The organism is Variovorax sp. Root473, from assembly GCF_001426505.1.
Classification (GTDB): Bacteria; Pseudomonadota; Gammaproteobacteria; order Burkholderiales; family Burkholderiaceae_C; genus Variovorax.
Map to the genome: position 1 here is coordinate 7,955 of NZ_LMEV01000003.1, position 26,139 is coordinate 34,093.

The 26,139-nt window shown below is 66.8% G+C and carries 16 protein-coding genes, 1 tRNA gene and 1 pseudogene; 6 read left to right on the forward strand and 12 right to left on the reverse strand.

Features of this window, described 5'->3' with window-relative positions; genetic code table 11:
- The 4 genes and pseudogenes from ASD34_RS27410 to ASD34_RS04415 all read left to right on the forward strand — a co-directional run.
- Positions 1-132, forward strand: a pseudogene (locus ASD34_RS27410) (quinone oxidoreductase); the annotation flags it as partial.
- Positions 133-170: 38 nt separating this feature from the next.
- Positions 171-1,409 (forward strand): porin, encoded by a 1,239-nt coding sequence (locus ASD34_RS04405; RefSeq protein ID WP_056573298.1) that lies wholly within the window; start codon positions 171-173, stop codon positions 1,407-1,409.
- A gap of 59 nt (positions 1,410-1,468) precedes the next feature.
- Complete coding sequence (locus ASD34_RS04410) at positions 1,469-2,029, forward strand: hypothetical protein (RefSeq protein ID WP_056573301.1); 561 nt, start codon at positions 1,469-1,471, stop codon at positions 2,027-2,029.
- Complete coding sequence (locus ASD34_RS04415) at positions 2,026-3,222, forward strand: PrsW family intramembrane metalloprotease (RefSeq protein ID WP_056573304.1); 1,197 nt, start codon at positions 2,026-2,028, stop codon at positions 3,220-3,222. Before ASD34_RS04410 ends, ASD34_RS04415 begins: the two co-directional genes overlap by 4 nt.
- Positions 3,223-3,260: 38 nt before the next feature.
- On the opposite strand, the gene ASD34_RS04420 is transcribed toward ASD34_RS04415, so the two are convergent.
- The 12 genes from ASD34_RS04420 to ASD34_RS04475 form a co-directional block, all read right to left on the reverse strand.
- Complete coding sequence (locus ASD34_RS04420) at positions 3,261-3,935, reverse strand: peptidoglycan DD-metalloendopeptidase family protein (RefSeq protein ID WP_235509975.1); 675 nt, start codon at positions 3,933-3,935, stop codon at positions 3,261-3,263.
- A 120-nt stretch (positions 3,936-4,055) separates the two neighbouring features.
- On the reverse strand, positions 4,056-4,274 hold the full coding sequence (locus ASD34_RS04425; protein ID WP_056573310.1) for a hypothetical protein: 219 nt from the start codon (positions 4,272-4,274) through the stop codon (positions 4,056-4,058).
- A gap of 80 nt (positions 4,275-4,354) precedes the next feature.
- Positions 4,355-7,324, reverse strand: coding sequence for a DUF11 domain-containing protein (locus ASD34_RS04430; RefSeq protein ID WP_157609624.1), 2,970 nt, complete (start codon positions 7,322-7,324; stop codon positions 4,355-4,357).
- Between the two features lie 26 nt (positions 7,325-7,350).
- Positions 7,351-14,550: a DUF11 domain-containing protein gene (locus tag ASD34_RS04435; protein WP_056573315.1), complete on the reverse strand. Its 7,200-nt coding sequence runs from the start codon at positions 14,548-14,550 to the stop codon at positions 7,351-7,353.
- A gap of 265 nt (positions 14,551-14,815) precedes the next feature.
- Complete coding sequence (locus ASD34_RS04440) at positions 14,816-17,656, reverse strand: beta strand repeat-containing protein (RefSeq protein ID WP_235509972.1); 2,841 nt, start codon at positions 17,654-17,656, stop codon at positions 14,816-14,818.
- A 221-nt stretch (positions 17,657-17,877) separates the two neighbouring features.
- Complete coding sequence (locus tag ASD34_RS04445) at positions 17,878-18,453, reverse strand: DUF11 domain-containing protein (RefSeq protein WP_082548502.1); 576 nt, start codon at positions 18,451-18,453, stop codon at positions 17,878-17,880.
- 1,251 nt (positions 18,454-19,704) lie between these two features.
- Positions 19,705-19,792 (reverse strand) — tRNA-Ser (locus tag ASD34_RS04450).
- A 32-nt stretch (positions 19,793-19,824) separates the two neighbouring features.
- On the reverse strand, positions 19,825-21,087 hold the full coding sequence (hemW, locus tag ASD34_RS04455; RefSeq protein ID WP_056573320.1) for a radical SAM family heme chaperone HemW: 1,263 nt from the start codon (positions 21,085-21,087) through the stop codon (positions 19,825-19,827).
- Positions 21,088-21,089: 2 nt separating this feature from the next.
- Positions 21,090-21,689: a non-canonical purine NTP pyrophosphatase gene (locus tag ASD34_RS04460; protein ID WP_056573323.1), complete on the reverse strand. Its 600-nt coding sequence runs from the start codon at positions 21,687-21,689 to the stop codon at positions 21,090-21,092.
- Between the two features lie 67 nt (positions 21,690-21,756).
- Complete coding sequence (rph, locus tag ASD34_RS04465) at positions 21,757-22,488, reverse strand: ribonuclease PH (protein WP_056573325.1); 732 nt, start codon at positions 22,486-22,488, stop codon at positions 21,757-21,759.
- Positions 22,489-22,533: 45 nt separating this feature from the next.
- Entirely contained in the window at positions 22,534-23,442 is a 909-nt protein-coding gene (locus tag ASD34_RS04470; RefSeq protein ID WP_056573328.1) for a PP2C family protein-serine/threonine phosphatase, read from the reverse strand.
- 5 nt (positions 23,443-23,447) lie between these two features.
- On the reverse strand, positions 23,448-24,455 hold the full coding sequence (locus ASD34_RS04475; RefSeq protein ID WP_056573330.1) for a serine/threonine protein kinase: 1,008 nt from the start codon (positions 24,453-24,455) through the stop codon (positions 23,448-23,450).
- A 91-nt stretch (positions 24,456-24,546) separates the two neighbouring features.
- On the opposite strand from ASD34_RS04475, the gene ASD34_RS04480 reads away from it, so the two are divergent.
- Positions 24,547-25,470 (forward strand): YicC/YloC family endoribonuclease, encoded by a 924-nt coding sequence (locus tag ASD34_RS04480; protein ID WP_056573333.1) that lies wholly within the window; start codon positions 24,547-24,549, stop codon positions 25,468-25,470.
- A gap of 17 nt (positions 25,471-25,487) precedes the next feature.
- Positions 25,488-26,108 (forward strand): guanylate kinase, encoded by a 621-nt coding sequence (gmk, locus tag ASD34_RS04485; RefSeq protein WP_056573336.1) that lies wholly within the window; start codon positions 25,488-25,490, stop codon positions 26,106-26,108.
- Positions 26,109-26,139 lie beyond the last annotated feature (31 nt).

Here is a 26,139-nt window from a genome sequence, read left to right on the forward strand (position 1 = left end):
CTGTTCGGCCATGTGCTGGCCGGGCGCATCGTGAGCGAGCCGCAGCAGCGCTTCGCGCTGGCCGATGCGACCGAGGCGCACCGCGCGCTCGAAGGCCGCAAGACCACCGGCGCCACCGTGCTCGTGCCCTGAGCCCCCACGAATAAACACAACGAGCAGGAGACAAGACCATGAAGAAGAAAACCCTCATCGCCGCAGCCGCCATCCTGGCCGCCGGCCCCGCCCTCGCCCAGTCGTCGCTCACGCTGTTCGGCGTGGTCGACGCGGGCGTCAGCCACTATCGCACCACGAGCAGTTCGTACAACCCACTGCGTCCGGCCGAGCTGCGCCAGAGCCAGACCGTGCTGTCGCCGTCGGGCAATGCGTCCAGCCGCATCGGCTTTCGCGGTACCGAGGACCTGGGCGGCGGGCTGGCCGCGAGCTTCTGGCTGGAGGCGCCGCTGAGCAACGACACCGGCGGCGGCATCACCAACTTCGGACGCCGCTCCACGCTGAGCCTCAGCGGCCCCTTCGGCGAAGTGCGCCTGGGCCGCGACTACACGGCCTCGTTCTGGAACGACGCCGTGTTCGACCCCTTCAGCGTCAACGGCGTGGGCACCAACCTGATCGCCGTGGTCAACAGCAACATCGCAGCTGCGCGCGCACTGGCCACGGGCGGCCTGCTGAACGGCGGGCTCTCGGCGGGCACCGACAGCTACCTGCGCACCAGCAACGCCATCAGCTACTTCCTGCCGCCGAACCTGGGCGGCTTCTACGGCCAGGTGCAGTACGCGCTGCACGAGAACACCAAAGTCAGCAACGTGCCCGACAGCCCTTCGAAACGCGGGCGCTACGTGGGCGGGCGCATCGGCTGGGCCAGCGGCCCGGCCGACGTGGCGCTGGGCTACGGCGAGAGCACGCTGGCCAGTGCCGCCGCGCAGAGCGAGAAGATCAAGAGCCTGAACGTCGGTGCCTCGTACGACTTCGGCGTGGTGAAGGTGTTCGGCGAATGGTCGCGCGTGCGGGACGTGCGCCACAGTGCCACGCCGTTCGCCAACGGCGCGCTGCATCTGAGCGACCGCTACGACGGCCTCATGGCTGGCGTGAACGTGCCGCTGGGCGCGGGCGTGGTGCGCGCATCATATGGGCGCGTGCGCTTCGTCAACGGACTGGGCCTGCCGGACGGCAATTCATCGGTCAACAAGCTGGCGCTGGGCTACGTGCACAACCTGTCGAAGCGCACGGCGCTGTACGCCTCGGTGGCGCGCATCCACATCGCCAACGGCCGCAACAACCCGACCGTGATGGGCGTGACGCCGCTGGTGCTGAGCCTGCCGGCGATCTTCCCGCAGCCTGCCTACGCGACCACGAACGGCATGCAGCCGCATCGCGCGCTGGGCTACGACGTTGGTATTCGCATGGCGTTCTGAGCGGTTGACGACAGCGGCGGCGCCCCTGTGCCGTCGCCTCGGTGTGGCACGATCCACGGATGCTTCAACCGTCCCGCCGCATCCCGTACCGCACCTGGCCGGGCGCGCTCGCGATCCTCCTGGCCATTGCCGCGTATGTGGGCGGCCTCACCTTCTGGAACAACCACACGCCCGGCAGCCGGCCGCTGCCCACGGGCGAAACCGTGTCGGTCGGCCACGCGCGCTTCGAGCCCGCACCGGGCTGGCAGATGGACGTGTCGCGCTCGAAGGCCGGCCAGTCGCTCATGCTCTTCAAGGGCGGGCACAAGTTCCTCGTGACCACGCGCCTGTGGATCGGCGGCCCCGACGGCCCGATGGTGCGCCAGCAGCGGCTCATGGAGCGCGGCCAGGGGCTGACCATCGAAGGCGACGCGTCCGACTTCGTCACCGGATGGGGCCTGCAGGGCAAGACCTTCGCCTACTACGGCGCCAAGCTCGCCGGCCGCTTCTGGCAGGTGGTCGACACGCAGCGCCGCTCGCTGGTGCAGATCGACGTGTACGGCCCCCCCGACGGCTTCAACGAAGCACTGGCCGACGCCCGCAAGATGCTCGACTCGATGGACCTGGAGGCACCGCTGTGAGCACCCCCACCGACGCCATCGCGACGCAGGAAGACGCCGACTGGCCGATCGGCACCGACTCGTTCTTCCAGCCGCAGCGCGCCGCGTTCTGGCTGCTCGCGGCGCTGATCCTCAACGGCCTGTTCTACACGGTGTCGATGTTCTCGCTGGGCTTTCGCGTGGTGCCCGTCACGGCGCTGCTGGGGCTGCTGGTGTGGGGCGGCTACACGGCGGCATTCGTTCTGTTCTTCCGCACGCTCGACCTGCTGGAGCAGCACCCGCCCGAGGCCTACATGCTCGCCTTTGCGTGGGGCGGGCTGGGCGCGGTGTACTTCGCGGCGCCAGCCAACATCGCCATCCAGAGCCTGTGCGCCAAGCTCGTGTCGCCGGAGTTCGTCGCGGTCTGGGGGCCAGCCATCGCGGGGCCGATCACCGAGGAATTTTTGAAGCTCGCGGGCGTGATCCTGCTGGTGCTGATCGCACGCAACCAGTTCGAAACCTACCTGTCGGTGCTGATCGTCGGCGCCATGGCCGGGCTGGGCTTCCAGGTGATCGAGAACCTGAGCTACACCGTCAACAGCGCGGTGAACTTCCCGCTCGAGAACCAGGTGTACCCCGTGCTCTACCACCTGCTGATGCGCGGGCTGCTGAGCGGCCTGTGGAGCCATGCGGCCTACACCACCATCGCCTCGTACGGCGTCGCGTGGTTCCTGCTGAACCCGCAGCGTTCGATGGCGGCGCGCATCGGCTGCGCGCTCTTCTACTTCGTGCTGGCCTGGGCCATGCACTTCATCTGGAACTCGCCGCTGCTCGAAGACCGCTTCGAGGACGGCTTCGTCGGCATCGCGCTGCTGCTGATCGTCAAGGGCATTCCGGTGGTGATCGCCGCCGCCTTCGTCTGGCGCGCCGCCGCGCGCGAGAACGGCACGTACCTGCACGCGCTGGCCGCGTACTTCGTGCCGGAACGCGAGCTGATCCGTGACGACGAATGGGTGCGCCTGGGCGCGCCGCTGCTGCGCTACCGCGTGCGCCGCGACCTGGGCAAGGAATTCGGCCAGCGCGCCCGCCGCCTGAAGGCGCAGCTGCAGCGCGAGCAGCTGCGGCTCATCCTGAAAGCCGGCACGCACGGGCGCGGGCCGCAGACGCGACGCCATGAAGTCGCCGTGCGGCGCCTGCGAGCCGAGCTCGACCTGCTCACGCGGCCGCAGGGCTGAGGACGAGGCACGCCGACGGAAGCCGGCGAGCCCTTCGCCTACTTCGCCGGCAGGTACAGCCGCGGATCGACCGCCTTGCCGCGGTAGCGGATCTCGAAGTGCAGCTTGGCGCGGCCGCCCTGTGCCGAGCCGATCTCGGCGATCTTCTGTCCACGCTGAACGCGCTGGCCCTGCTTCACGCCCACGGTGCCCACGTTGGTGTAGATCGACATGTAGGAGCCGCCGTGGTCGACCATGATGACGCTGCCGTAGCCGCGCATCGTTTCGGTCGCGGCCACCGAGCCGGCACCGATCGCGTGCACGGGCTCGCCGGGGCTGCCGCCAATGTCGAGGCCCTTGTTGCTGTTGCCGTTGAAGCCCGCGATGACCGCGCCTTGCGAGGGCCAGCCCCAGTCACTGCGCCGCGACGCGGGCGGCACCACGGGATCGCGTTCGCGAGGTGCGGGCGCGGGCCTGGCCTTGTCCGCGCCGCTGCTGCGCGGCGGGGGTGTTGCGGCCGCCGTGGCAGCGCCCGGCGGCACCACCCGCAGCACCTGCCCGGCTTCGAGCTGGTCGGGATCCTTGATCTGGTTCCAGCGCGCGATCTCGGCCGTCGTCCGGCCCGCACGCTGCGCGATGCGGTACAGCGTGTCGCCCGGTTGCACGACGTATTCACCGGGGCCCGCCACCGGCGCACCGGGCGTCGTGGAGCATGCGCCCACCATCAATGCCACTGCCAACGAGAGGCATGCGCCCCATCTGCCGCCTGTCACAACCACGCGCGAAGTCCTTTCTGAGTCTTGCGGATCGCGCGCCCCCGGGTGTCCGGGACCGCGCCTGAATACCCGGCAAGGCTACCAGCAGTTGTTGCGCGGACATTGCGGCTTCGGGAACAGGCCGGTGCACGGCCCGCCGCAGCTGATCTTTTCGAAGCGCTGATGAAAATCCTGGCGCTGCGCGCTGTCGATCGAGCCGACGATGGGGCTGAAAGTGTCCGGCCAGAATTCGAACCTTGACTTGAGCGGCACCAAGTCGGTGTGGACGCGAATGACCTGGGCGTTGATGTCAAGCATGGCACCGGCCTCTCATGCCTCGACCTCGCGGCATCGAATGCCCGTGACGATGGCTTCGACGGCACAGGACCGGACGCATCTCATTCGACCTTCACCTGGAACAACACCTCACCTGTTGCCCCCGGGGGAAGCGATCCGCTGAACTTCCAGTTCAGCCACCCGCTGCCACCGGCCGGCTGCACCTGCTCGCACCTCACCAACGGCGCCGGCCGTGGATTGGCCGGGGTGGTCTTCGCACAGGCGGTCAGGGCCGCGGGCGTCGCCCCCGCGGCTGCACCGACAAAGGCCGTGTAGGCCGGCGTTGTGTCGCTCACCGTCAGATCGCCGATCGGCGTGATGCCGTTGTTCGTGTAGGTGATCCGGTACTCCAATGTCTCACCGGACTTGGCCTGGTTGCTGAGGCCGAAGGCACCCGACTGCGTGACATTGCGCACCTCCTTCTTCAGCTCCAGCGCACTGGACGACACCGTCGTGATGTCATGCACCGTGTAGCTGGCACTCAGGCTTGGTGCGGCATTCGTGAACGTGAAGTTCGCCCGCACCGGGCTGTTGCTGCTGTTGCCATTCTGGGCATTGGCGGGAATGAACTCCTGCATCACCACGCACACCCGCTGCCCCGCTGCGACCGTCACCGGAACAGAAGGTGGGTAGAGCACCTGCGCCCCTCCCTGCAACGTGCCGGTGCAACCAGCGTCGGCGAAGACCTTGCCGCTCCACCCCGATATCGCCGGCGTAGCTACGGGGCCGGCAATCTCGAAGCTCACCGCGCCGCCGGTTTGCGCCACGAAGGTGTGCGCATAGGTTGCGGTGCTGCCCGGCGGCCCGCTGCGAGCGCCATCCGGCGAGAAGGTATTGAATGCCACGTCGCCGAAGTTGAGTTCGCTGCGGGCGGTGTTGTCCCAGGTGAAGGCGATGCGATCCGCCGGATCGGTGCGCGTGTAGGTGTAGCTCTTGCCGCCGCTGCTCACGGGGCTGCCTGCAGGCAGTTGCACGGTGCCCACCGAAGCCCCCGTGGACAGGAAGCCGGCCGGCGTGCGCTCTTCGACGCACAGCCTCGCGCCCGGCGTCATCGCGAACGGCACGTCCAGGCTGTAGCGCCCGCGACCATCGGTCGCGGCGGATCCCAACGAGGTTGTCACGCAGTCGGTCAGGCGCATGGCCACACTGCCGATGCCTGCTTCCACACCATTGACGAGCCCGTCGTTGGGCACACCGGAGCCGACCCCGCTGTCGTTGAAGACACGGCCGTTCACGACGAAGGCTGCGTCGTTGATGAAGGTGCAGAGGATGTTCGCACCGGCCACCATGCGTGTGCCCGGAATCGTCAACGTGCTGTCCTTGAGCGTGCCGAAGGCCGCGGAAGTCGCATCGGTGCAGCTCGCGCTCACCGGGCGGCTCGGCCACCCCGCAAGGGCGCGTTCCGTGATGGTCACGGGGACTCCGGCGGTGCCGGTGATGGAATCCAGTCCTATGCCGAGCGCGCCATTGACGACAGTGATGGCTTCGCGGGACGCACTCAGACCCGTCAGCGCGAACTCGAACACATGCGTCCCGGTGACGCTGCTGCGCACGTTCTTGTAGATGCGCACCCTGGGCACGTTTGCCACCACGTTGGTGACGGGCGTGGTGGCATCGCAGCGTTGGTTCAATGCCGTCGTGCAGGCGGCGTCACCGCCGCCGCTGAGATTGGCGGTATTGGTCCCCCGGCCCGGACCGATCGCCGATGTGGGAACGTTGACGGGAATGCGGATCGAGAACGTACCCGGTGCAACGCCCGGCTCGACACGGCAGCCGGTGGTGGTGGCGCCTGCAGACGGGCAACCGGTCAGCATGCCTGTCGTGCTCCCCGCGACAAGGCTCGGTGCACCTGCCAGCGTGAGGCCAACTGGCAGCGTGTCCGCGATGAGCAGCGGCGCGGTAGTCGGCTCGTTCGCCACGGTGACTTCGACCGTGTAGAACTGCCCGCTGATGGCAGCGACCAGCGGGTTGGTGCTGGCGGTCTTGGTCGAGGTGATGGTGAGCGGTGGCGCCACGGGCGTCGTCACGGTGCTCGCGCACGCGCCGCTCGCGGTACAAGCAGGATCGCCGCCGCCGGATGCTGTCGCGGTGTTGGTCACGCTCGGAAGGGCCGCTGCCAATGGTGTCACTGGAATCACGAACGAGGCGGAACTCGTGCCGTAGGGTGCCTTGCAAGTCACGGCTTGGCCCGCGCGAGTGCAGCCGGCAGGCAGGACCCCAATGGAAAGGCTGTCGGGAAAGACGTCTCGGATGACGGTCTCTGCGACCGTCGCTACGCCAGCGGTATTGCTGTCCAACTTCAAGGTGTAACTGCTTTGCTTGCCGACAGTGAATTGGCTGGCGCTCGCCGTCTTCGTCAGCCTCAGCGACGGCTCCGGTGCCGAGAAACAGACCTGGAGAACGACTCCGTTGGTCCCCAAGCCCGCCGCTTCAGGAACAAGTCGAACCGTCTCGACAGAAGACACGCTCGCTGCATCGATTGCAGCTCGTGCTGAAGCACCGCCGCGACCGCTTGGTGGAAACAAGGCGGCAAGGTCGCCCTCTGCGTCAACGAAAATCGGGTAAATAGTCTCGGTCCAGGCGGTCGGGTCGGGTCCGATGACATCGGCGGCCTTGAATGCATGGTGGCTTCCGTTGACTAGAACAGACACCTTTTCGCAATTGCCCGGCGCGCAATCCAGAGCCCTTACCTTCAAGAACACATTGCTGACGGGCGCCGAGAAATCGAAACGGCAGGAACTAAAGAGCCAAAGTCCATCTGGTTGCAGCGAGTCATACGGCAGCAGATTGCCGCAACCCGGACTCGCAGTACTTACATACACCCCCCCCTGGGGGTAGGTCGCCCCATTGCTCGTGCAGATTTCGGTGGCATAGGCCACCCCTGCAAAGATTGACAGTACGCTCACCAGAGGAGGAACGGCTGATCGCACGGCACGACGCATCGCGTCCAGACACCACATCCACAGCAGTCTCCAGCCCTGCAATCGTTGCGCACACTGGAATCGATCGGTCCTGGTTTCTTTGAATTCCACTTTTCTTCTCCCGTTGATCACCCAGGTCAGTTCTTTTCCCTGCCACTCGGCGCCGCAGCTTCCTCGTTCTGCCCGCCGGCTCCGCCATCCAGTCGCGCCGCCGCCCTCGCCGCCCCCATCCCCAGCGTCGATTCATCGAACTTGAATCGCAGTCGGATGTAGGCCCCCTTGCTCGTGTATTCGTTCGCTGTGAGTTCACGGTCTGACAGGCCCACGAAGTTGTAGCCCGCCGAAACCCACAGGTCTTTCATGAGTTGGTAGCCCAGCTCCACACCCAAGGTCTTCTGCAGGCCACCGCCTTTTCCACGCAGCAGCCCGACCTGCACGCCCAGGTCCCAGTCGTTGTTGAGGTCTTGCGTGTAGCGCGCCTGGAGCAACTGCGCCCAATAGGTGCTCTTGAGCACCCCGTCGTCGGCGCGCGACCACTTGGCGGCGTAGCGGCCGTTGATCACGGTGCCGGGCTGCGGGTTGTAGTTCAGATGGGCCGAGACGATGTCTGCACTGGTGCTGCCGGGCAGGCCACCGCCGCCGTAGCCCGAACCGAAGACGCTCGCCCCGTCGAGTGCGCCGGTGGAACTGCCGGTCCCCACCACGCGCTCCGAGCGACGTTCGTAGCGCATCAGTGCGTTCCAGGTGTCGGTGTCCACGGGGCGGTAGGCCAGGCCGATCTGGTGGCGTGCCAGATGGTGCGCGTTGCCTGCGTTACCGCCCTGCCCTTCGCTGGCGCTCATCACGCTGCGCGCCAGGAGGCTCCACGACGGATCGAGCTTGTAGCCGAAGCCCGCACTGAACAAGCGCGTGTTCGCATCGTCGCCGCGGCGGCCTTCGAGCACGCCGCTGGCCTTGATGCGCTCGCCGAGGTACTCCGCGCCCGCGGTGATGGCGGTCGACTCGCCCAGCTCACCTGAGAGGCCGGTGCCGTTGTTGGCACTGTTGCGGTAGCCGCCCAGTTGACGCGTGTGCTCGATGCCCCCTGTCAGACGCCACTGATCGCTGATGCGCAAAGCGTGGCGTATGCCCGTCGCCGCCTGCGCGGCGCGCCCGTCCAGGCTGTCGGCCAGGCGGTACTCGCTGTACACGCGCCCGCCGTCTGCGTAGGCGCTCTCGATGCCGAGGATGCCGACGTTGTTCGACTGCCCCGCACTCAGTTCGTACGGTCCATAGAGGCTGGACACCAGCTCGTAGCGGCCGTACAGGCGCGTCTTGTCGGTGAGGGCGTAGTTGCCTCCCACGGCGAGCACGTGGCGGTCGGACTTGCGGATGTCCTGCTCGCCTTCGACGAACACCTGTGCCTGTGGCACGCCCGGCACCTGCGCCGAGAGGCGTGCGCGCACGGTGGTCAGGTCTTCGTCGTTGGAGTTGGCCTGGGTGCCGGCGTTGGCCGCCGCACCGAGCGCGGTGACGTTGTTGGCGGCCACGCCGCTGCCGAGGTTGCCGCTGTAGGTGGAGATCTGTCCGTAGTCGAAGCCCGAACCACTGCCCAGGCCCGCGCCGTTGTGCCCGTGCCGCAGGCCGACCTCGCCCACCAGTTGCTCGCCGAACTTTTTCTGCACGCTCGCGGTGATGCCGCGTCGGCTGCCGTCGCGCAGCGCGTCTTCGCCGTAGAGCAGTTCGCTGCGCAATGCCGTGGTGGCGTCGAGCCGGTATTCCGCGCGTGCCGAGGCTTCGGTGCGCCCCGCCGAAAAGCTCGCGCCGGGATTGTCGAAACCGGTGCTGGTCCGGGTTGCGAGCGCGGCCACCACCAGGTCTTCACCCTGGTGACGCAACTCGACGCGGGCGCCACTGCCCTTGCCGTTCTGGTCGGACTCGGTGTGGACCCATTCGCCGGCGACGGAGGTGTGGTCGCCCAGGCGCGCCACGGCGGTGAGGGCTCCGAGCTTGCGCCGGTTTTCGGGGTTTTCGTCGATGGATGCCACCACGCCGACCTGCAGGTTCTTGGCCACCTTGAGCTGCACGTCGGCGCCGGCGACGGTGAACTTCGGTCCTCCTGCATCGACCTCGTAGGTCACGCGGATGGACTGGGGATTCAGATTCGGATCGACCGACGCGATGGCGCGCGTGAACAGGAGGCGGCGCGTGAGCGGCTCGATGGTGTAGTCGACGAAACGCGTCACCGTCGAGCGCTGCAGCACCACGTCGGGCTGATTGCGGTCGCGCACGACGATTTCGACCTGCTCGCTGTTGTCGACGAACTCGCCGCCGTTCGCGCCCAGGTAGTACGGACCCGAGGTGCCGACCGCGCGGAATTCCTCGATCTGCTGCGTCTGCGCGGTGCGCGAAGCATACGTGGTGGCGCGCACCTCGCCGTCGTCGTACACATGCTTCAGGCCGGTGAGCGAGCGGCTGACCTGGCTCAGGCTGCGCACCTCGGTGCTGCTGGCGGTGGTGAAGTCGCCGTACAGCAGGTAGGAGCGGTTCTTGTCGATGCGCACGTAGAGCTTCTGCGTGCTCTGGGCGTCGAAGCCCTTCACGGAAGAGTCGCCGTACACAGGGTAGAACTCGTCGGGACGGATGTCGCGAAAGAGGCGGTCCTTGCGGGTCTTGTCGGAGTCGTAGGCCGCCGTGAGCAGGTACTCGCCCTTGACGGCCCCCTTGAAGAAGAACGCTGCACGGGCGGCCGCGCGGCGGTTGTTGCCGCCCTCGTCGGCCAGCCCGGAGAGCTCGGCCTCGAAGGCTGCGCCCGCGGGCATGGCGCCCAGCGGCACGCTGCCGCGCTTCGTGAGGTCGAGCACGCCTTCGACGATGCCCACGCCGATCATGGGGCGCAGCTCGGGAAGCAATGCAAGACGCGCCTCCTTCACGAAGCTCGCGGCCGTCACGCGCAAGCGGGCGTCGCCGGGCTCACCGGGTGGCAACAGGCGGAACTCCGCCACGCCACCGTTCGCGCCGTCCACGAAGACCTGGGTGCCGGGCTCGGAGGGATTCAGGTCTTCGTCGAGCCAGCGACCGCGGTCGGTCTCGAGCGTGAGTTGCGTGCGTGCGGTCACCGGCACACCGGCGGCGTCGGTCAGCCGCACCTTCACGACGACGGGCGTGCGCTGGTCGGCCTGCGCCGAAGCGGGCAGGTCGATGTGGATGGCGCCGAGCCTGTCAGGCGCGATGACGCTGATCTGTTGTGCGGTGCCACGCGCATTGCCGAAGGGATCGACGGCTTCGAGCGTCAGGCGGTTGGTGCCGGGCTGCAGCGTGACGCCGATGTACTCCCAGGCACCGATCTGGCGGCTGGCCTGCTCGGTCTTCTTGCCGACGCGGCGTGCATCGATGGCCTGGCCGTTGACGCTCAGGCGCAGTTCCAGGCCGGCCTCGCCCTTGACGCGCACATTGAGTGATGTGGAAGGCACGGTGTCGCCGTCTCGCAGATCGATGAAGCCGAGGGCATTGCTCTCGATGCGAGGCAGCAAGGCTTCGAGGTCGATGGGGCCGGGGGCAGGCTGCGGCAGCAGCGGTGCAGCCACCGACAGCGGAACACCGCGCGACAGCTGCATGCCGGCGAAAAGACTGCCCACCGGGGCTGCGGCGGCGGGCGCGGCACTCGCCGCATCGTTCCCTGCCATCGCGCCCAGCGTGCCGCCCTGGCCGCCCGAAGCCGCGCCGACGAAGCTGCCGAGGGTGGTCGACACCGCAGGCATCGCGATCAACGGCGCCGAAGTGGTCGTGAGGGTGCCGGTGCTGCCGCCGCCACGCACCTCGCCGCTGGCGGGCAGCGAGCGCAGGTCGCCGACAGGCACGATGCGGCCTTCGGGGTCCAGGCGCATGCGCACCTGGGCTTCGGCCTCGGTGTCGGGCACGGCGGCAATGGCTGCACGTCGTGCGATGACGTCATTCATCACGCTCGGCGTGTCGCAATTGGCGACGGCGAAGTTGGCCTTGTGGAATTCGCCTTTCTTGAGGTCGACAAAGCGGCTGTCGGGGTGCCCGGCATTGCGGTTGTCCAGCACCTCGAGCCGCGCGCCCGGTGGCAATGTCGTCGAATCGACGCGCAGCACGTGCGTGACGGGCTTGAGGCCGTACAGGCTCCATTTGCCTTCGACGTCGGTGACGACGTGCGTGCCGTCTTCCATGTACAGGCGCACGCCGGGCACGCCGATCTCGTCCACGCCCTGCTGGCGGCCGTCGCGGCGGCAATCCATGTAGACCTTGCCGAAGAGGAATGCATCGTCGGAGAACACACCGCCGGTCACGCGCACGGGCCATTGGGCAAGGTTCGACGACATGGGACCGGAACTGGCGCGCGCGCGATTGATGGCATCGCCGTTGGTGGGCGCACCGACACCGACGCGCACGCGGTAGCGCACTGCGATCGACCGGTCGACGCCCAGTGCGACGCCGGGTTCGTTGAAGACGAGCCGGGGGCCGGCCCCCCCCACGGGATCGGCGGTGCCCGCGCCATTGAGCCGTGCGCTGCCGGCCACGTAGGCAAAACCCGGCGGCAACTGGTCGGCGAGGCTGATGCCGGTGACTGGGAAGCCCGTCTTGTTGGTCACGACGAGTGCGTAGTCGAGGAAATCACCGAACTCGACCTGTCGCTTGCTGCCCTCCTTGCGCAGCACGAGCCCGAGCACGTTGCCGGGATCAAGCGGGATGTGGTTGTGCACGACGTCGCAGGCCGCTCCCGACGCATCGACACCGGCCTGGAGCGCGAAGTGGTGCGTGGTCGGCTCGGCACCTTGCGGCGCCGCTGCCTGGGGAACGATCGCAGCGCAGCGGGCGAAGGTGCCGGGCGTGGCCGGGATGAGTTGCGAAGGCCATGCGTAGGCGCTGCTTGCCGGCGGCGTGACGTGCATCGCATAGGTGCAGAGGCCGGCCACGGGCGGGGAAAGGAAGTAGAACTGATAGCCCCCGTCGGCGCCGGTGGTCATCGACAGGCTGCCGTCGGCATTCACGCGGTAGTTTCCGCTGTCGCCAGCGAACACCTCGGCCAGGACGATGGGTTTGACGGGGCCGTCGGCGCACGACTGGCGGGTGAAGGTGACCACGGCGCCAGCGACGGGCTGGCGCGTGACGGCGTTGTAGACGATGCCCTGCGGGTCTGCCAGCATCGACGACACGCTGCTGCTGCTCGCTGCGATCAGACCGCCCGATGCGGCATTGCCGGCGTTCTGCTCGAAGGCAGCCGCCCAGGCCTTGTTGGTGAAGGGCACGCGAGCGCCGCTGCCGGTCGGTTTGCGGGTCACGCGCACGGTGAACTCGATCTCTTCACTTTGGCCAGGCGCCAGCGCACGACGGCCATCGGTGAGGCCTAGCACGGCCTGGGTCGGCAGCTTGAGCGGATTGGTGCTGGCAGCGGCTTCGCGGTCGCAGGCGGCGCGACCCGTGAAGCCCGGCGCCACCTGGAGGATTCCGCGGCGCGCCTTGGGTGGGCCGGTGAGCTCCCAGGCGGCGACGAGGCCCTCGGGCTTGTCCATGTCGAAGGTGCAATTCAGGTTGTCGATCAATCGCACGTTCGGCGCCGGCGCTGTGCCCGTGTTGTCGATCTTGAATCGATAGTCGAGTTCGTACACGTCCGGCGCCACACGGCGCGGCAGCGAGGCACTCTTCATGAGCGAAAGCACGGGCAGCGCCAGGGACACGGGCGTCGGGGAGGTGTCGTTGCCGGGATTGCCGTCGCCATCGGCGTCGGGGTTGCTGCCGTTGACGGAGTCATCGAAAGCGACCGGCGCGCCCCCCATCACGGTGGCCGCCTGCGCACGCACGGCGCTGAGCAATGTGTCCGCATGGCCCGCGGTGTGAAAGCGCACGTCGAAGCGGAGGGAGAACTGCCCTGCCTCGGGCAGCACCGCACCGGGAGCGAGCAGGTCTGACACGGTCGAGGTGCCGTTGAACGCGGGGTTCACGGCAACCGCCGTGCCACTCCCCCCACTCGTGCGGCCGCTCTGCACATCGACCACTGCCAAGGTGCCAGGCACGATGGTGTACTGGCCAGGACCCGGCACTGTGGCCGTGGTTCGAACACCGAACTGCGCAGCCCCCGGGCCTTCGAGAACGTCGGAAACCTGCACGCCGTACAGCGCCGCCGTCCCGTAGTTGCGCACATTGACATCGAACGTGACGGTGGCCGTGCCATCCGGCTGGCCGTTGGGCCCGCGGTTGATGCGTGCGGCGGAGGCCGCCTTGGCGACACCGATGCGAGCAGGTCCCCGGTTCGGGCCGGGCGCGATGACCACCGTGTTGGAAGACGACATCGCCGGGGCCACGCCGTCGTCGTACTGGCTGTGGGCGGTGTTTCGGATGTCGCTCGTGTGATCGGCCTTCACCTGCACCGCGAACTGCATCGCCATGGAGGCATTGCGTGCGAGCGGGATGGGCATGCCGATGGCGACCTCGACGGCCCCGCTGTCTTCGGCGGTGCGGTAGCTGAAGTCGGGGTCGCCGGGCATGCGGAACAGGCGCTGCGCCCCGGGGGCCGTGCTTTGCAGACTGCCGGCAATGTAGCGGGTGCCAACGGGCACGAGATCGCGCAGCAGCAGCAGGCGACGGGGGCTGCCGTTGACCATGACCTGCGATCCGGTGGGCGCGGCCGTGCCGGCCGGCTGTGCATCACGCGCGCCGGTGTTGGTGCCAGTGAGGCGAAAGTCGATGCGCGTGGTGCCGGGAACGACCGCGCCCTCATGGCTGGCGGACTTGACGAGGGCAAGCACGGCAACGCTACCAACCTCGACGATGTCGCGATTGCTCGCGCTGATGCCTTGCTGGGCCGTGGTCGCCGCGAGCACCAAGCAGGCGCTGCCGCCAGCCGCGGCAGGAATGGTGCCCTGTGCCAACAGCTCTGCCGTCTCGCCAGGCTGCAGGGCGAGCGTGCCGCCAGCACCAGGCAGCAGCACCGGGTCGCTGGCGTCGACCGTGCCGTTGTGGTTGCTGTCGCGCGCCACGCGCAGCGCCGACAGATCGAGTCCGTCGGCCGGACAGCCCGCACCGTCATTGACGAAGCTCAGCGCGTAGCTCGATGCCACGTTCCCGGTGTTGGTGAGCAGATGGCCCAGCGTGGCGACGGTTCCCGGCGGTCGGATCACACGCTGGTCTTGTGTGAGCAACAACGATTCCACGGACAGGACGGTGGCCGTCACGACGTTGGAGTTGGCAGTCTCGGTGTGCACCAGGCCGGCGGGCACATAAGTTCCCTTCGCAACGCCGCGGATCATGGTTCCGCCAGGCGGTGGCGCGGCGTGTGCGAACGCCATGACGAAAACAAGGCCGAGCACCGCCATCGCGGTGCGTGCGGCCGACATGCCGACACACCATCGGTACGCCCGGACACGCGAAAGAAAAAGAAAAAATGGCACGCCGTCAACCTTCCGTCATGCCTCCCGGTGGAGAGACACGTCAAACACTCGAAAAACTCTTTCCTCTGCCGCCTTGAAGGGCGGCCAGGCTTGGCCGCATGCAGCCATGAGCGCAAAAGCAGCAGGGGAAACAGGCGAAGCGCCGGGGATGCCCCGGGCCTCGCGGAAAACGGCCGACGGCCTTTACGGCCGCCGGCGACTCTGGGCCGGATCAGGGATTGATCTGTACGGCGAAGGTCAACGTGGCCGCGCCACCCGGGGCCACGGTGTTGGCCGTGCTGCCACAGCTGACGGCAGTGGCGCTCGACGCAAAGGCCAGCGCGGTACCGCCCACGCCGGTTGCCACGCACTGCGATGCGGGCTGCGTCGCGTTCAGCGCGGTGAAGGCCGGCAGCGCATCGTTGATGGCGATGTTGGTCACCGGCATGACGCCTTCATTGGTGGCAACAACCTTGTAGACGATGCACTGGCCGGGCTTCAGTTGCAGCGGCGTTGCGGCGAAGGCACCCGTGCCATCGGCCACTGCGTCACAGTTCAGGTCGGCCGCTTGCGTCTTGACGACGCGGATCTGACCGGAGATCACGGCGCTGATGTCGGTGGCCGACGACGTACCGCAGCTGGAGGCCGGGTCCGTGAAGGTGGCCGTCACCGTCGTGTTGCTGCTGACGCCCGCACTCGCACCACCCGGTGCAAATACGCGCACCAGCAGCTTCTGCGCCGCACCGACCGGCAGGCTTGCCAGCGGCCCGGTTACCGGCGTGTCGCCGGCATCGATCTGGCCGTCGCCGTTGACGTCGAGGTAGATCGAAGTGGTCCAGCCTTGCGCGCCATCCGCCGCCGGCACGGTCGCCGTGAGCGTGTAGGCGCCACAGGTCTGGGTGCCGATGTTGGTCAGCGTGTGTGCGTAGACCACGGTGCCGCCCGGTGCGACCTGGCCGTTGTTGTTCGGCGTGAGCGAAGCGCCCAGCTGAACCGCCGTCGAGGTCACCGTCACGGCGTCGGTCTTGACGTCGGAAGCGATCCCGCCGGTCGAAGCCACGGCAGTGGATTGCACCTTGAAGTAGATCTTCACCCCAGACACGGCAGCTTGCGAAGAAGGCGGCGTGACGCAGGCCGCGATCTCGCTTTGCGCCCCGGCTGCCACCGTGACGTTCGGGATGGCCGACGATGCACAGGTGCCACCGGCCGCCACGAACTTGACAGTCCACCCCGTCGGCAAGGTACCGGGGAAACCGGTCGTCTGGCTGGCGGCAAGGTTGTAGGTCGCGTCGCCCAGGTCGTTGTTCTTCACGAACAGCGCGAAGACGGTGCCGGTACCGGCACTTGTGTCACGGGTCTGCGTGGGCAACGGGCTGGGACCCGCGCCAAGGTCACCATTGGCCACACTGCCCGTACCGGTACCTGCCAGGGTGTTGGTCAGGTCGACGAGCGTTTCGATCACGCGGTCGAGGCGGTCCCGCGTGGCATCGATCTTCGTGTTGTCGTTCACGGAGCGGCCCAGCAGGTCGGCGGTGTAGGCCGTGTTCGCAGGCACGGAGGCCGGCAGTTGCACCTGCGTCACGATGTTCATGCTCCCGCCAGCCGGAATCGGACCGGTGTCGGGCACGCCGTCACCGTTCGTGTCCATGAGCGGGGCGCCACTGTCGGCCGCGAAGAACTGGAAGCTCGTGCCTGCCGGGAAAGTGCTGGACGCGATCGACAGGTTCACGCTATCGGAAGCCATCCCGGTGTTGAACACGGTCTGCGGGAACCTGACGCTCCCGCCCGCGACGGCCAGCAACCTCGTGGTCAGGTCTTGCCCTGCGGGGTTGGGCGTGCCGGGGGTGGCGTCGAGCGCCGTTGCGGACGTGGACGGGTTGGAACCGACCACGACCCCGAAGCGTGCCAACACCGTGTAGGCGGCTGGGTTGGTGCTCGAGCCGAGCGTGGTGCCAATCGCTGCCGCGGTGACACCCACCGGTGCGTTCGCGGCGTCGTAGCGCGCCGTGTTGGTGGTGTTCGACGAACCGACGACGGCGTTGGCGTTCACCAGCACCACGAAGCTCAGCGTTTGCGTGACGTTGGGGCTCAGCGAACTCACCACGGCATTCACCGTGCCGCCACTCACCTGGAAATCGATGCCCGACGGATCACCGCCAGCGCCGTCGCCCAGCGCCGTACCCGACGCACCGCTCCACACCGCGGAGCCCGTGACATAGGTCAACCCTGCCGGCAACACGTCGGACAGTGCGAACTTGCCAGGTGCGCCACCCGTGTTGTTGAACGTGAAGGTGTAGACCGTGTACTGGCAGTTCGCGTTCGATGCGAGACCGGCGGTCCAGTTCGTGGCAGTACAGGCAGTGGAAGACCGAGGGCCGCTGGCCGGTGCGGCCGGCCAGGCACCGTTGCCCGGTGCAGCAACCGCCGGTGCACCGATGGACTTGGTGACGTTGAACACCGCATCGGTGGCCAGCTTGACCACGTCTTCGTCGGCCGCCGTGGTGTTCGGCGCGATGTACAGACTCGATGTGCCCGGGGTGGCGGTGATCGTCGCCTTGTCGAAATCGCCGACGCCGGAAGCCGAACCGGGGATCGTGTATGCCACGACGAAGCGGAACGTACCGTTGTTGCCCGGCACGCTCTGCACCGGAGTCACCGTGCAGACGTTTGTACCGGTCGCCGAGCACAGCGATGCCGTGCTGTCGGGCAAACCGTTGCCGTCGGCATCGGCAAAGACTTCGACCCGCGAGAACTTGTCCGATTGCGCGTCGACCGTGATGCTGAAGGTGTCGGCGCCATTGCCGGTGTTGGTCAGCACGTGAGGTGCGTAGACCGTTGAGCCGGCGGCACCGGATTTGGTGTTGACGACGGTCGTCGTGACCCGGTCGACGCCGTCAAGCGTGAACGAACCGACCTGGAGCACCGTGGTCTGTACCAGATTGGAAGTGGCGACCTGGACGGTTCCGGCAGCGTCTGAATAGCTGGCGGACGCCTGGTTACCGATGACGGTGTTGGCAGGGGGGGCCGCTGCAAGTGCACCGGAGCTTCCAAACAGGAAGCCCAGCGACAGCACTGCGGCACCCGCCAGGGGCACAGGCGGCCTGAAGCCGCCGACACGCCTGGTTGGCAAGATTGAACTCACGTGATTTCTCCTCGATTGTTGATGTACGGATACATGGAAAGAGTCAGGCGACGGCCTTCGCCTTCTGGCGAACGCCGTGACCGACCCGCACTCGAAAGCCCACTCCCCTCAGAGCAAGGCTGATCGGCAGGACGCCGATCTCGAATTGCGCGTTAGCGGCTGCGCGATGCAGCCGGCTCCGCAGGAGCCGGCTGTGCAACCATTTCGACCTTGGCCCGCACGGTCACGGCGGTGCTGCCGTTGGCGGGCAGGCTCCCAAGGCTCCAGCGAAACGTCCGGTACTCGCTGTACGGCACGGGTTCGGTCTTCCCGCCGGGCAACTTGCGCTCCAGCGGCTCGTTGCCGAATACGCCGTCCTTGGTTGCAGCCTGTGCCAAGCCAGCGCCGGGCTTGGCGCTACGGGGGGTGTATTCCAGACCCTCCGGAATGGGCAGTGTTGCTGTCAGCCCCGCGACCGATTTGCCTGTGTTGTTGGTGTAAGTGGCCCGGTATTCGATGAGGTCGCCCGGTTTGATCGTCGCGGCGTCCTGCAGTCGTTCTTCGCCAGGATGGCCCACCACCTTATGCTGTGTGAGCAGCACTGCGACCTCCTTGGCGGCGACATTTTTGGAGGGTTCCACCACCTTGGCAGTGGCGGCAGGTTGCGCGAACGCGACGTTGAGAAAGCCGAGGCTGGCGCAGAAAAAGAATGCCCCGCGCAGATAGCCATTGAGAGATTTTTTGCTCATATTCAACAAGGATTAAATTAAATTGAAAAGAATTGATTTCAATATTCTTTTCAATTGCAATCAATTAATCATTAAGTTGAATTCTCCTTGCAGAAAACCTTCAACCAAATAATGACGATGAAAGCATAATCAAAATATTAAAATAGAGCGCCAAATACAGGAAACAAAAATAGCGAACAACAACGAAGAAAGTCACGCGACTTAAAAAATTTACCCCTTAATATTGGCGAATTAAAACAACTATTGACAATTTACAGCTGTGCCATTCACGCCTCGTTCTCAGGGCGGCCGGCTAGGGAAACCGTGAGGCGGGATGGGCGCAACAGTGTGGTCTGGCCACCGCGGCCCCGGCGCCGCTCAGCAATGCAGTCGCCGCAAGTCATCTCGTTGTGGGTGTCGTACCAGCGCGCTTGGGCCATCGCCGTCAGGAGCTATACGTTCAACTTCAATCTGGGTTCGCTGGTCAGCATTGCGATGCGTTCGGCCGTATGCGCGGGCGGGCCCCGATGAAGCCACCGTCGCTCAGATCGTCGGGCTCAGCATGGCCACCTGGGCTACGGGCTGCTGGCGGGCGGCCAACTGCTGCGCCGGCAGATGGACTACCCGAGCACCTTGAGCGTGTTGCTGGCTGCGTCCATCGTCGGGGTGATCACGCCGATCCCTGTCGGGCACGGTGAAGCAGGGCGAACTGATGGACGCGGTGCTCGCTTACCGTGCGCTCTACTGGCTTTTGCCGCTGACGTAGGCACTCGCGCTCTATCTCGTTCTGGAAAGGACCGCGCTGGATGCCACGCCTCTGGCTGAGCCACCCTCGGCGCCTTCGACACAAACCACAGCGCCTGGCCTGGCGCAATGCAGGCCCCTCGTCAAAATCTTTCAGTTGATGCCAAGGTCCGCTAATTCTGACGCGCAGTCGCTGCGGCCGGAGGTGCTCGACGTCGGCACACACGTGGGCGCCATGGGGCAGATGATCGAAACGCTTCTGGGCGCGAAGCAGGGGCTCACCATCCTGCTGGTCGAGGACAACGACGAGGGTCGGCCAGTTCGGAGTGGGCTTGCTGCGCGAAATGGGACATGCCGCGACACGCGCGGCCAACGCCACCGAGGCACTGGAGATGCTGGAACAGCGGCATGCGGCCATCGATCATGTGAACCCGGATATCGTGATGCCGAAGATCAGCACGTTCCCCAATGAAAAAGTCCCGTCGCAGGGACTGCGCGGGACTTTCAAAAACTGCCAGAGATTGATTCTGGCGGAGAGTGTGAGATTCGAACTCACGGACGCTTTCACGTCGGCAGTTTTCAAGACTGCTGGTTTAAACCACTCACCCAACTCTCCGGAACCGTCGATTTTAAGCTGACGGCGCGGCCTTACTCGTCATCGGGCAGGAACAGCGTCTGCAGGTCGCTCAGGAAGTCGAGTCCGCGCTCGGTGGGCCACACGCGGAACAGGTCGCGTGCGACGAGCCCCTTGCGCTCGGCCTCTTCCAGACCGCGCTGGATCGACGTCATCGCCAGGCCGGTGCGCTCGCTGAACTGGGGCAGCGTGAAGCCCTGCTTCAGCCGCAGCGCGTTGAGCATGAACTCGAACGGCAGGTCGGCCAGTGCCACTTCGTCGCTCTGCGACACGGCTGCACCGGCGCGCGCGTTCTCCATGTACAGGCGCGGTTCGCGATAACGCACCTGCCGCACGATGCGGTGCGCGAAGCTCAGCTTGCTGTGCGCACCCGCGCCAATGCCGAGGTAGTCGCCGAACTGCCAGTAGTTGAGGTTGTGCGCGCATCGGTGCCCGTCGCGCGCGTAGGCTGAGACCTCGTAGCGCGACATGCCGCTCGCGCCCGTGCGCTCGGTGATGCGGTCGAGCATGGCGTAGGCGATGTCGTCCTCGGGCAGCGTGGGCGGGAACTTGGCGAACCAGGTGTTGGGCTCGATGGTGAGGTGGTAGATCGAGATGTGCGGCGGCGCCAGAGCCAAGGCCTGGGTTAGGTCGGCGTCGAGGCCTTCCATGGTCTGTCCCGGCAGGGCGTACATCAGGTCGAGATTGAAGGTATCGAAGGCGCTCGCGGCTTCTTCGACGGCGGCGATGGCCTGGGCGCGGTCGTGCACGCGGCCCAGCGCTGTCAGGTGCTCGTCGTTGAAGCTCTGCACGCCCACCGACAAGCGCGTGACGCCGGCCGCGCGGTAGGCGCGGAAGCGGTTGCGCTCGAAGGTGCCGGGATTGGCCTCGAGCGTGATCTCGCACTCGGGCGCGAGCTTGACGCGCGCGCGCACGTCGCCGAGCAGCCGGTCGATGGCCTGCGGCGAGAACAGGCTGGGCGTGCCGCCGCCGATGAAGATGGTGTGGACGGTGCGACCCCAGATCAACGGCAACGCGGCGTCGAGATCGGCGATCAGCGCATCGATGTAGGCGGCTTCGGGAAGGCCGTCGATGTCGGCCTCGCTCGTGGCGCGCCACTCGTGCGAGTTGAAGTCGCAATAAGGACATTTGCGCAGGCACCACGGCAAGTGGATGTACAGCGACAGCGGCGGCAGCGCGGCGAGCTGCAGCGGGCCGGGGCGCATCCAGTGCAGCACGTCATTGGCCTGGGGGGCCCCGCCGGGTTGGGCGGGCTGGATCGGGAAGACGGTGGCCATTGTCAGAACCAGCGCTCGCGCATCAGGGCGAGCATGGCCTGCGCGGCGCGGCCGCGGTGGCTGTGGGCGTTCTTCACGTCGGGCTGCAGCTGGGCGAAGGTCTTGCCGAAGGTCGGCAGGTACATGACGGGGTCGAAGCCGAAGCCGTTGTCACCAATGGGCGCAGGCGCGATCTCGCCGACCACGCGGCCGACGGCAATGAGCGGCTCGGGGTCGTCGTGGCGGCGCAGCGCGACGAGCGTGCTCACGAGCGCGGCGCGGCGGTTGACCACGCCGTCGAGCTGTTCGAGCAGCGCCTTTACGTTGTTGGCGTCGCCCTTGGTGTAGCCGAACTGCGTGGCGTAGTAGGCGGTGTCGACACCCGGCAGGCCGCCGAAGGCGTCGACGCACAGGCCGGCGTCGTCGGCAATGGCCGGCAGGCCGGTGGCGGCGCTGGCGTGGCGCGCCTTGGTGAGCGCGTTCTCGACGAAGGTGCGGAAGGGTTCTTCAGCCTCCCCCACGCCCAGTGCCGACTGCGGCACGAGGGTGACGGACAGCTCGGCAAACAGCTGCTGGAGTTCGGCGAGCTTGCCCGCGTTGTTGGAAGCCAGAACCAGTTTCATGGAAAGTCAAAGATGGCTGTGATGCCCGATGCACGGGCGCCAGTGGCTCGTTGGTTGTAGTCGTCGTTCAGTTCGAAAGCAGGGCCTGCTGCTGCAGGCTCACGAGTTCGCCGATGCCCTTTTCGGCCAGGCCGAGCAGGAGGTTCATCTCGTCGCGCGTGAAGGCCACGCCTTCGGCCGTGCCCTGCACTTCGACGAAGTGGCCGGCGCCGGTCATGACGACGTTCATGTCGGTGTCGCAGGCCGAGTCTTCGGTGTACTCGAGGTCGAGCAGCGGCGTGCCGCCGACGATGCCCACCGAGATGGCGGCCACGTGGCCCTTGATGGGCGAGGTCTTGATCGCGCCGGAGGCCAACAGCTTGTCGACGGCGTCCTGTGCAGCCACGAAGGCGCCCGTGATGGCCGCGGTGCGCGTGCCGCCGTCGGCCTGCAGCACGTCGCAGTCGAGGTGGATGGTGCGTTCGCCGAGCACGGCGAGGTCGAACACGGCCCGCATGGAGCGGCCGATGAGGCGCTGGATTTCCTGCGTGCGGCCGGTCTGCTTGCCCTTGGCGGCTTCGCGGCTGCTGCGGGTGTGGGTGGCGCGCGGCAGCATGCCGTACTCGGCGGTCACCCAGCCTTCGCCGCTGCCCTTCTTGTGCGGCGGCACTTTTTCTTCGACCGAGGCGGTGCACAGCACGCGGGTCTGGCCGAACTCGATGAGCACGGAGCCTTCGGCATGGATGGTGAAACCGCGGGTGATGCGCACGGGGCGCAGCTCGTCGGCGGCGCGGCCGCCGCTTCGTGTGAAAGCAGTCATTTTTTGAAAGAGAGAAACCGAAAGAAGAAAAGGAAGACTGCGCGCTCAGGTTTTGCGTGCAGCGGAGCGGCGGATGGCTTCGTTGATCTCGGCGATGGAGCGCTCGATGGCGTCTTCGTCGAGGTCGTCGATCTCGCTGTCGGACGGCATGCCGGCCTGGATGGTCGAGGCGAACACGCCGTCGTCGATGGTTTCGGTGGACACGCCGCGGTCGTCGCCGGGCGTCTCGGGCATTTCCCACTCGAGCGCGATGAGCGTCACGTTGTCGCTGTGGGCGCCGCCCTTGCGCAGTGCCATTTCGGCGAGGTCGGGTGCGGCGTCGGACACGGGCTTGCCCGACGACAGGGTGTGCACGATGACGGCGTCGTCGAGCACGCCCCAGACACCGTCGGAGCACAGCATGAGGCGGTCGCCGCGCTGCAGCGGCAGCGGCGCCGACACGTCGAACAGCGGCGTGGTCGGTGAACCGAGGCAGGTCAGCAGCAGGTTGCGGTTGACGGGCGCGTCGGAGGCGCCGTGGGGCTTGGGGCGCTCGGCATGCGAGTGATCGCGGGTGCGGGTCAGCAGGCGGCCGTCGCGCACGACGTACAGGCGCGAGTCGCCGCAGTGCAGCCAGGTGGCGGTGGCGTTCTGCAGCACGGCCGCGACGACGGTGGTGCGGGGCGTGTCGAGCATCGCCTTGTGGCTCGCATACCGCATGATCTGCTGGTGGGCCGACATGGCCGATTCGGCAAGGAAGGCCTTCACGTCCTTCACGGTCGGGCGGGCCTCGCGCTGATACAGCGCGGCGATGGTCTGCAGCGCCAGTTGCGCAGCCACTTCGCCTTCGGGGTGGCCGCCCATGCCGTCGGCGAGCACGAACAGGCCCGACTCCCGCGTGTAGCAGTAGCCCATGCGGTCTTCGTTCTTGACGCGGCCGCCCTTGCGACTGACCTGGAACACGGAGAACTTCATGTCGATCAGGCCGGACGGGTGGTGGGCGCGGCGGCCCGGGGCAGGCTCTTCTTGTCGAAGGAGCGGATGTTGTCGATCGACAGGCGCACCTTTTCGCCGACCGTGAGCTTGGTGTAGCGGCGCTCGCCTTCGCGGCTGAGTTCTTTCTGCAGCGCAAACACCGACTGCGGGCGCGAGAGCGGGTCGAGCGACATGCACCACTCGACCACCTCGATGAGGTTGTCGGAGTACACGCCGCGCAGGCGCGAGAGCGACAGGCTCAGGCGGTCTTTCTCGATGCGCCGGGGCGCGTCGTTGGGCGGATAGCCCTGCATGCAGGCGTAGATGCAGGCGCCGATGGCGTAGATGTCGGTCCAGGGGCCCATCGACGAGTCGCGCCGGTACATCTCGGGGGCGGCGAAGCCGGGCGTGTACATAGGGCGGATGAAGATGCCCTCCTTGCTGAGCACTTCGCGCGCGGCGCCGAAATCGATCAGCACGGCGCGGTCGTCGTCGGTGACGAAGATGTTGGCGGGCTTGATGTCCAGGTGCAGCATCTTGTACTGGTGGACGATGCGCAGGCCGCGCAGGATTTCGTCGAACAGCGAACGGATGGTCGACTCGCGGAACACCTTCTGCCGCTTCAGGTCGCGCGCCGTGACCACGAAATCCTGCAGGGTCGCGCCCTCCAGGTAGTTCATGACCATGTAGACGGTTTCGTTCTCGCGAAAGAAATTGAGCACGCTGACCACCGACGCATGTGAGATTTGCGCGAGCGAGCGGCCTTCTTCGAAGAAGCTCTTGAGCCCCAGGCGGTACAGCGACAGCTTCTCGGGCGGCACCTGCGGCGCGAGTTCGCCGGGGCCCCGCGTCGCGAGCGACGAAGGCAGGTATTCCTTGACGGCCACCTGCTGGCCATTTGGGTCGATGGCGAGGTAGACCACGCCGAAACCACCCGCGGAAAGCCGGCGAACGACGCGATATCCGCCGATGACCGTATCGGGCAACAGGGGCGTAGGCTTGACCTTTGACATAATCCGGGAGTTTCGCCCGAAGGCGATGGTGCGGCAAGCGAACGCTGTACCGACGCCTCGGTGCCAGCAAGCAAAACCACAGTGAGGCGCAATGCCAGTTTACAGCATGACCGGCTATGCCAGCGGCCAGAACGGCCCCGCAGGCAGCCACTCCGAAGCCGATGCACGGCCCTCCGCCGCGGGCCGGCTCGGGGTCGAAATCCGCTCGGTCAACAGCCGCTTTCTCGACCTCACCTTCAAGCTCCCCGAGGAGCTGCGCCAGCATGAGACCGCGCTGCGCGAGCTGCTCACGGCCAAGCTCAAGCGCGGCAAGGTCGAGGTGCGCGCGGCCATCGAGAACACGTCCCAGGCGGGCGTGGTCGAGCCCTCCGTCAAGCTGCTTCAGCGACTGAACGGCGTGCAGGACGGCATCCGCGCCTGGCTGCCCGGCGCGCGTGAGCTCAGCGTGGCCGACGTGCTGCGGCTGGCCGGGGGCGACGGCGCCACGCGCGGCGACTGGGGCCCCGACCTGCTCGACGTGGCAGGCAAGGCGCTCGAGGCGCTGATGTCGGCCCGCCAGCGCGAAGGCGCCAGGCTCGCCAAGATGCTCGAAGCCCATCTGGCGCAATTGCGCACGCTGGTGCAGCAGGCGGGCCCGCTCGTTCCGCAGTTGGTCGAACAGCAGCGCAACCGTTTCCTGGAGCGCTGGCAGGAGGCCATGGGTCTGACCGCCGGTACGGGCGGCACGCTGCCCGAAGCCGCCCAGGACCGCGCCCTGACCGAAGCCACAGCCTTCGCGATCCGCATCGACGTGGCGGAAGAGCTCACGCGGCTGAATTCGCACCTCGACGAGATCGAGCGGCTGCTCAAGAAGGGCGGCGACATCGGCAAGCGGCTGGATTTCCTGATCCAGGAACTGCACCGCGAAGCCAACACCCTGGGCTCCAAGTCGGCCGCCCTGGAACTCACGCGCATCGGCGTGGACATGAAGGTCCTCATCGAACAGATGCGCGAGCAGGTGCAGAACATCGAATGACGACGACGAGCCCCCCCATGGACTACCCCGGCAATATCTTCGTGGTCGCCGCGCCCAGCGGCGCCGGCAAATCGAGCCTGGTCAAGGCGCTCATGGAGCTCGACTCGGCCGTTCAACCCTCGGTGTCCCACACCACGCGCCCCCCGCGCGGGCAGGAAAAGCACGGCCGGGAGTACTTTTTCGCTTCCCCGACCGAGTTCGACGCCCTCATCGCGGCCGACGGCTTCGTCGAATGGGCCCACGTGCACGGCCACCGCTACGGCACGTCGAAGAAGGCGGTCGAGGAGCGGGTGGCCCTGGGCACCGACGTGATCCTCGAAATCGACTTTCAGGGCGCGCTGCAGATCCGCAAGACCTTTGCCAACGCGGTCATGATCTTCATCCTCCCGCCCAGCTGGGAAGAGCTGCGCTCCCGTCTCGAGCGCCGCGGCGAGGACAGCGCGGCGGTGATCGAACTGCGCCTGAAGAACGCGGCCGAAGAGATGGCCCAGGCCGGAAAATTCGATTTCGTTATAATCAACGAGTTATTTGAGCGCGCGCTTTTCGATCTCAAGGCGATCGTCCACGCGCAGCGGCTGCGGTATTCCGCACAGCGCAGAGCCCGTGCCGATACGTTCGCCGCACTGAACATCCCTTGAAATCCCCGCTCACCGACCGAAAGAATTCATC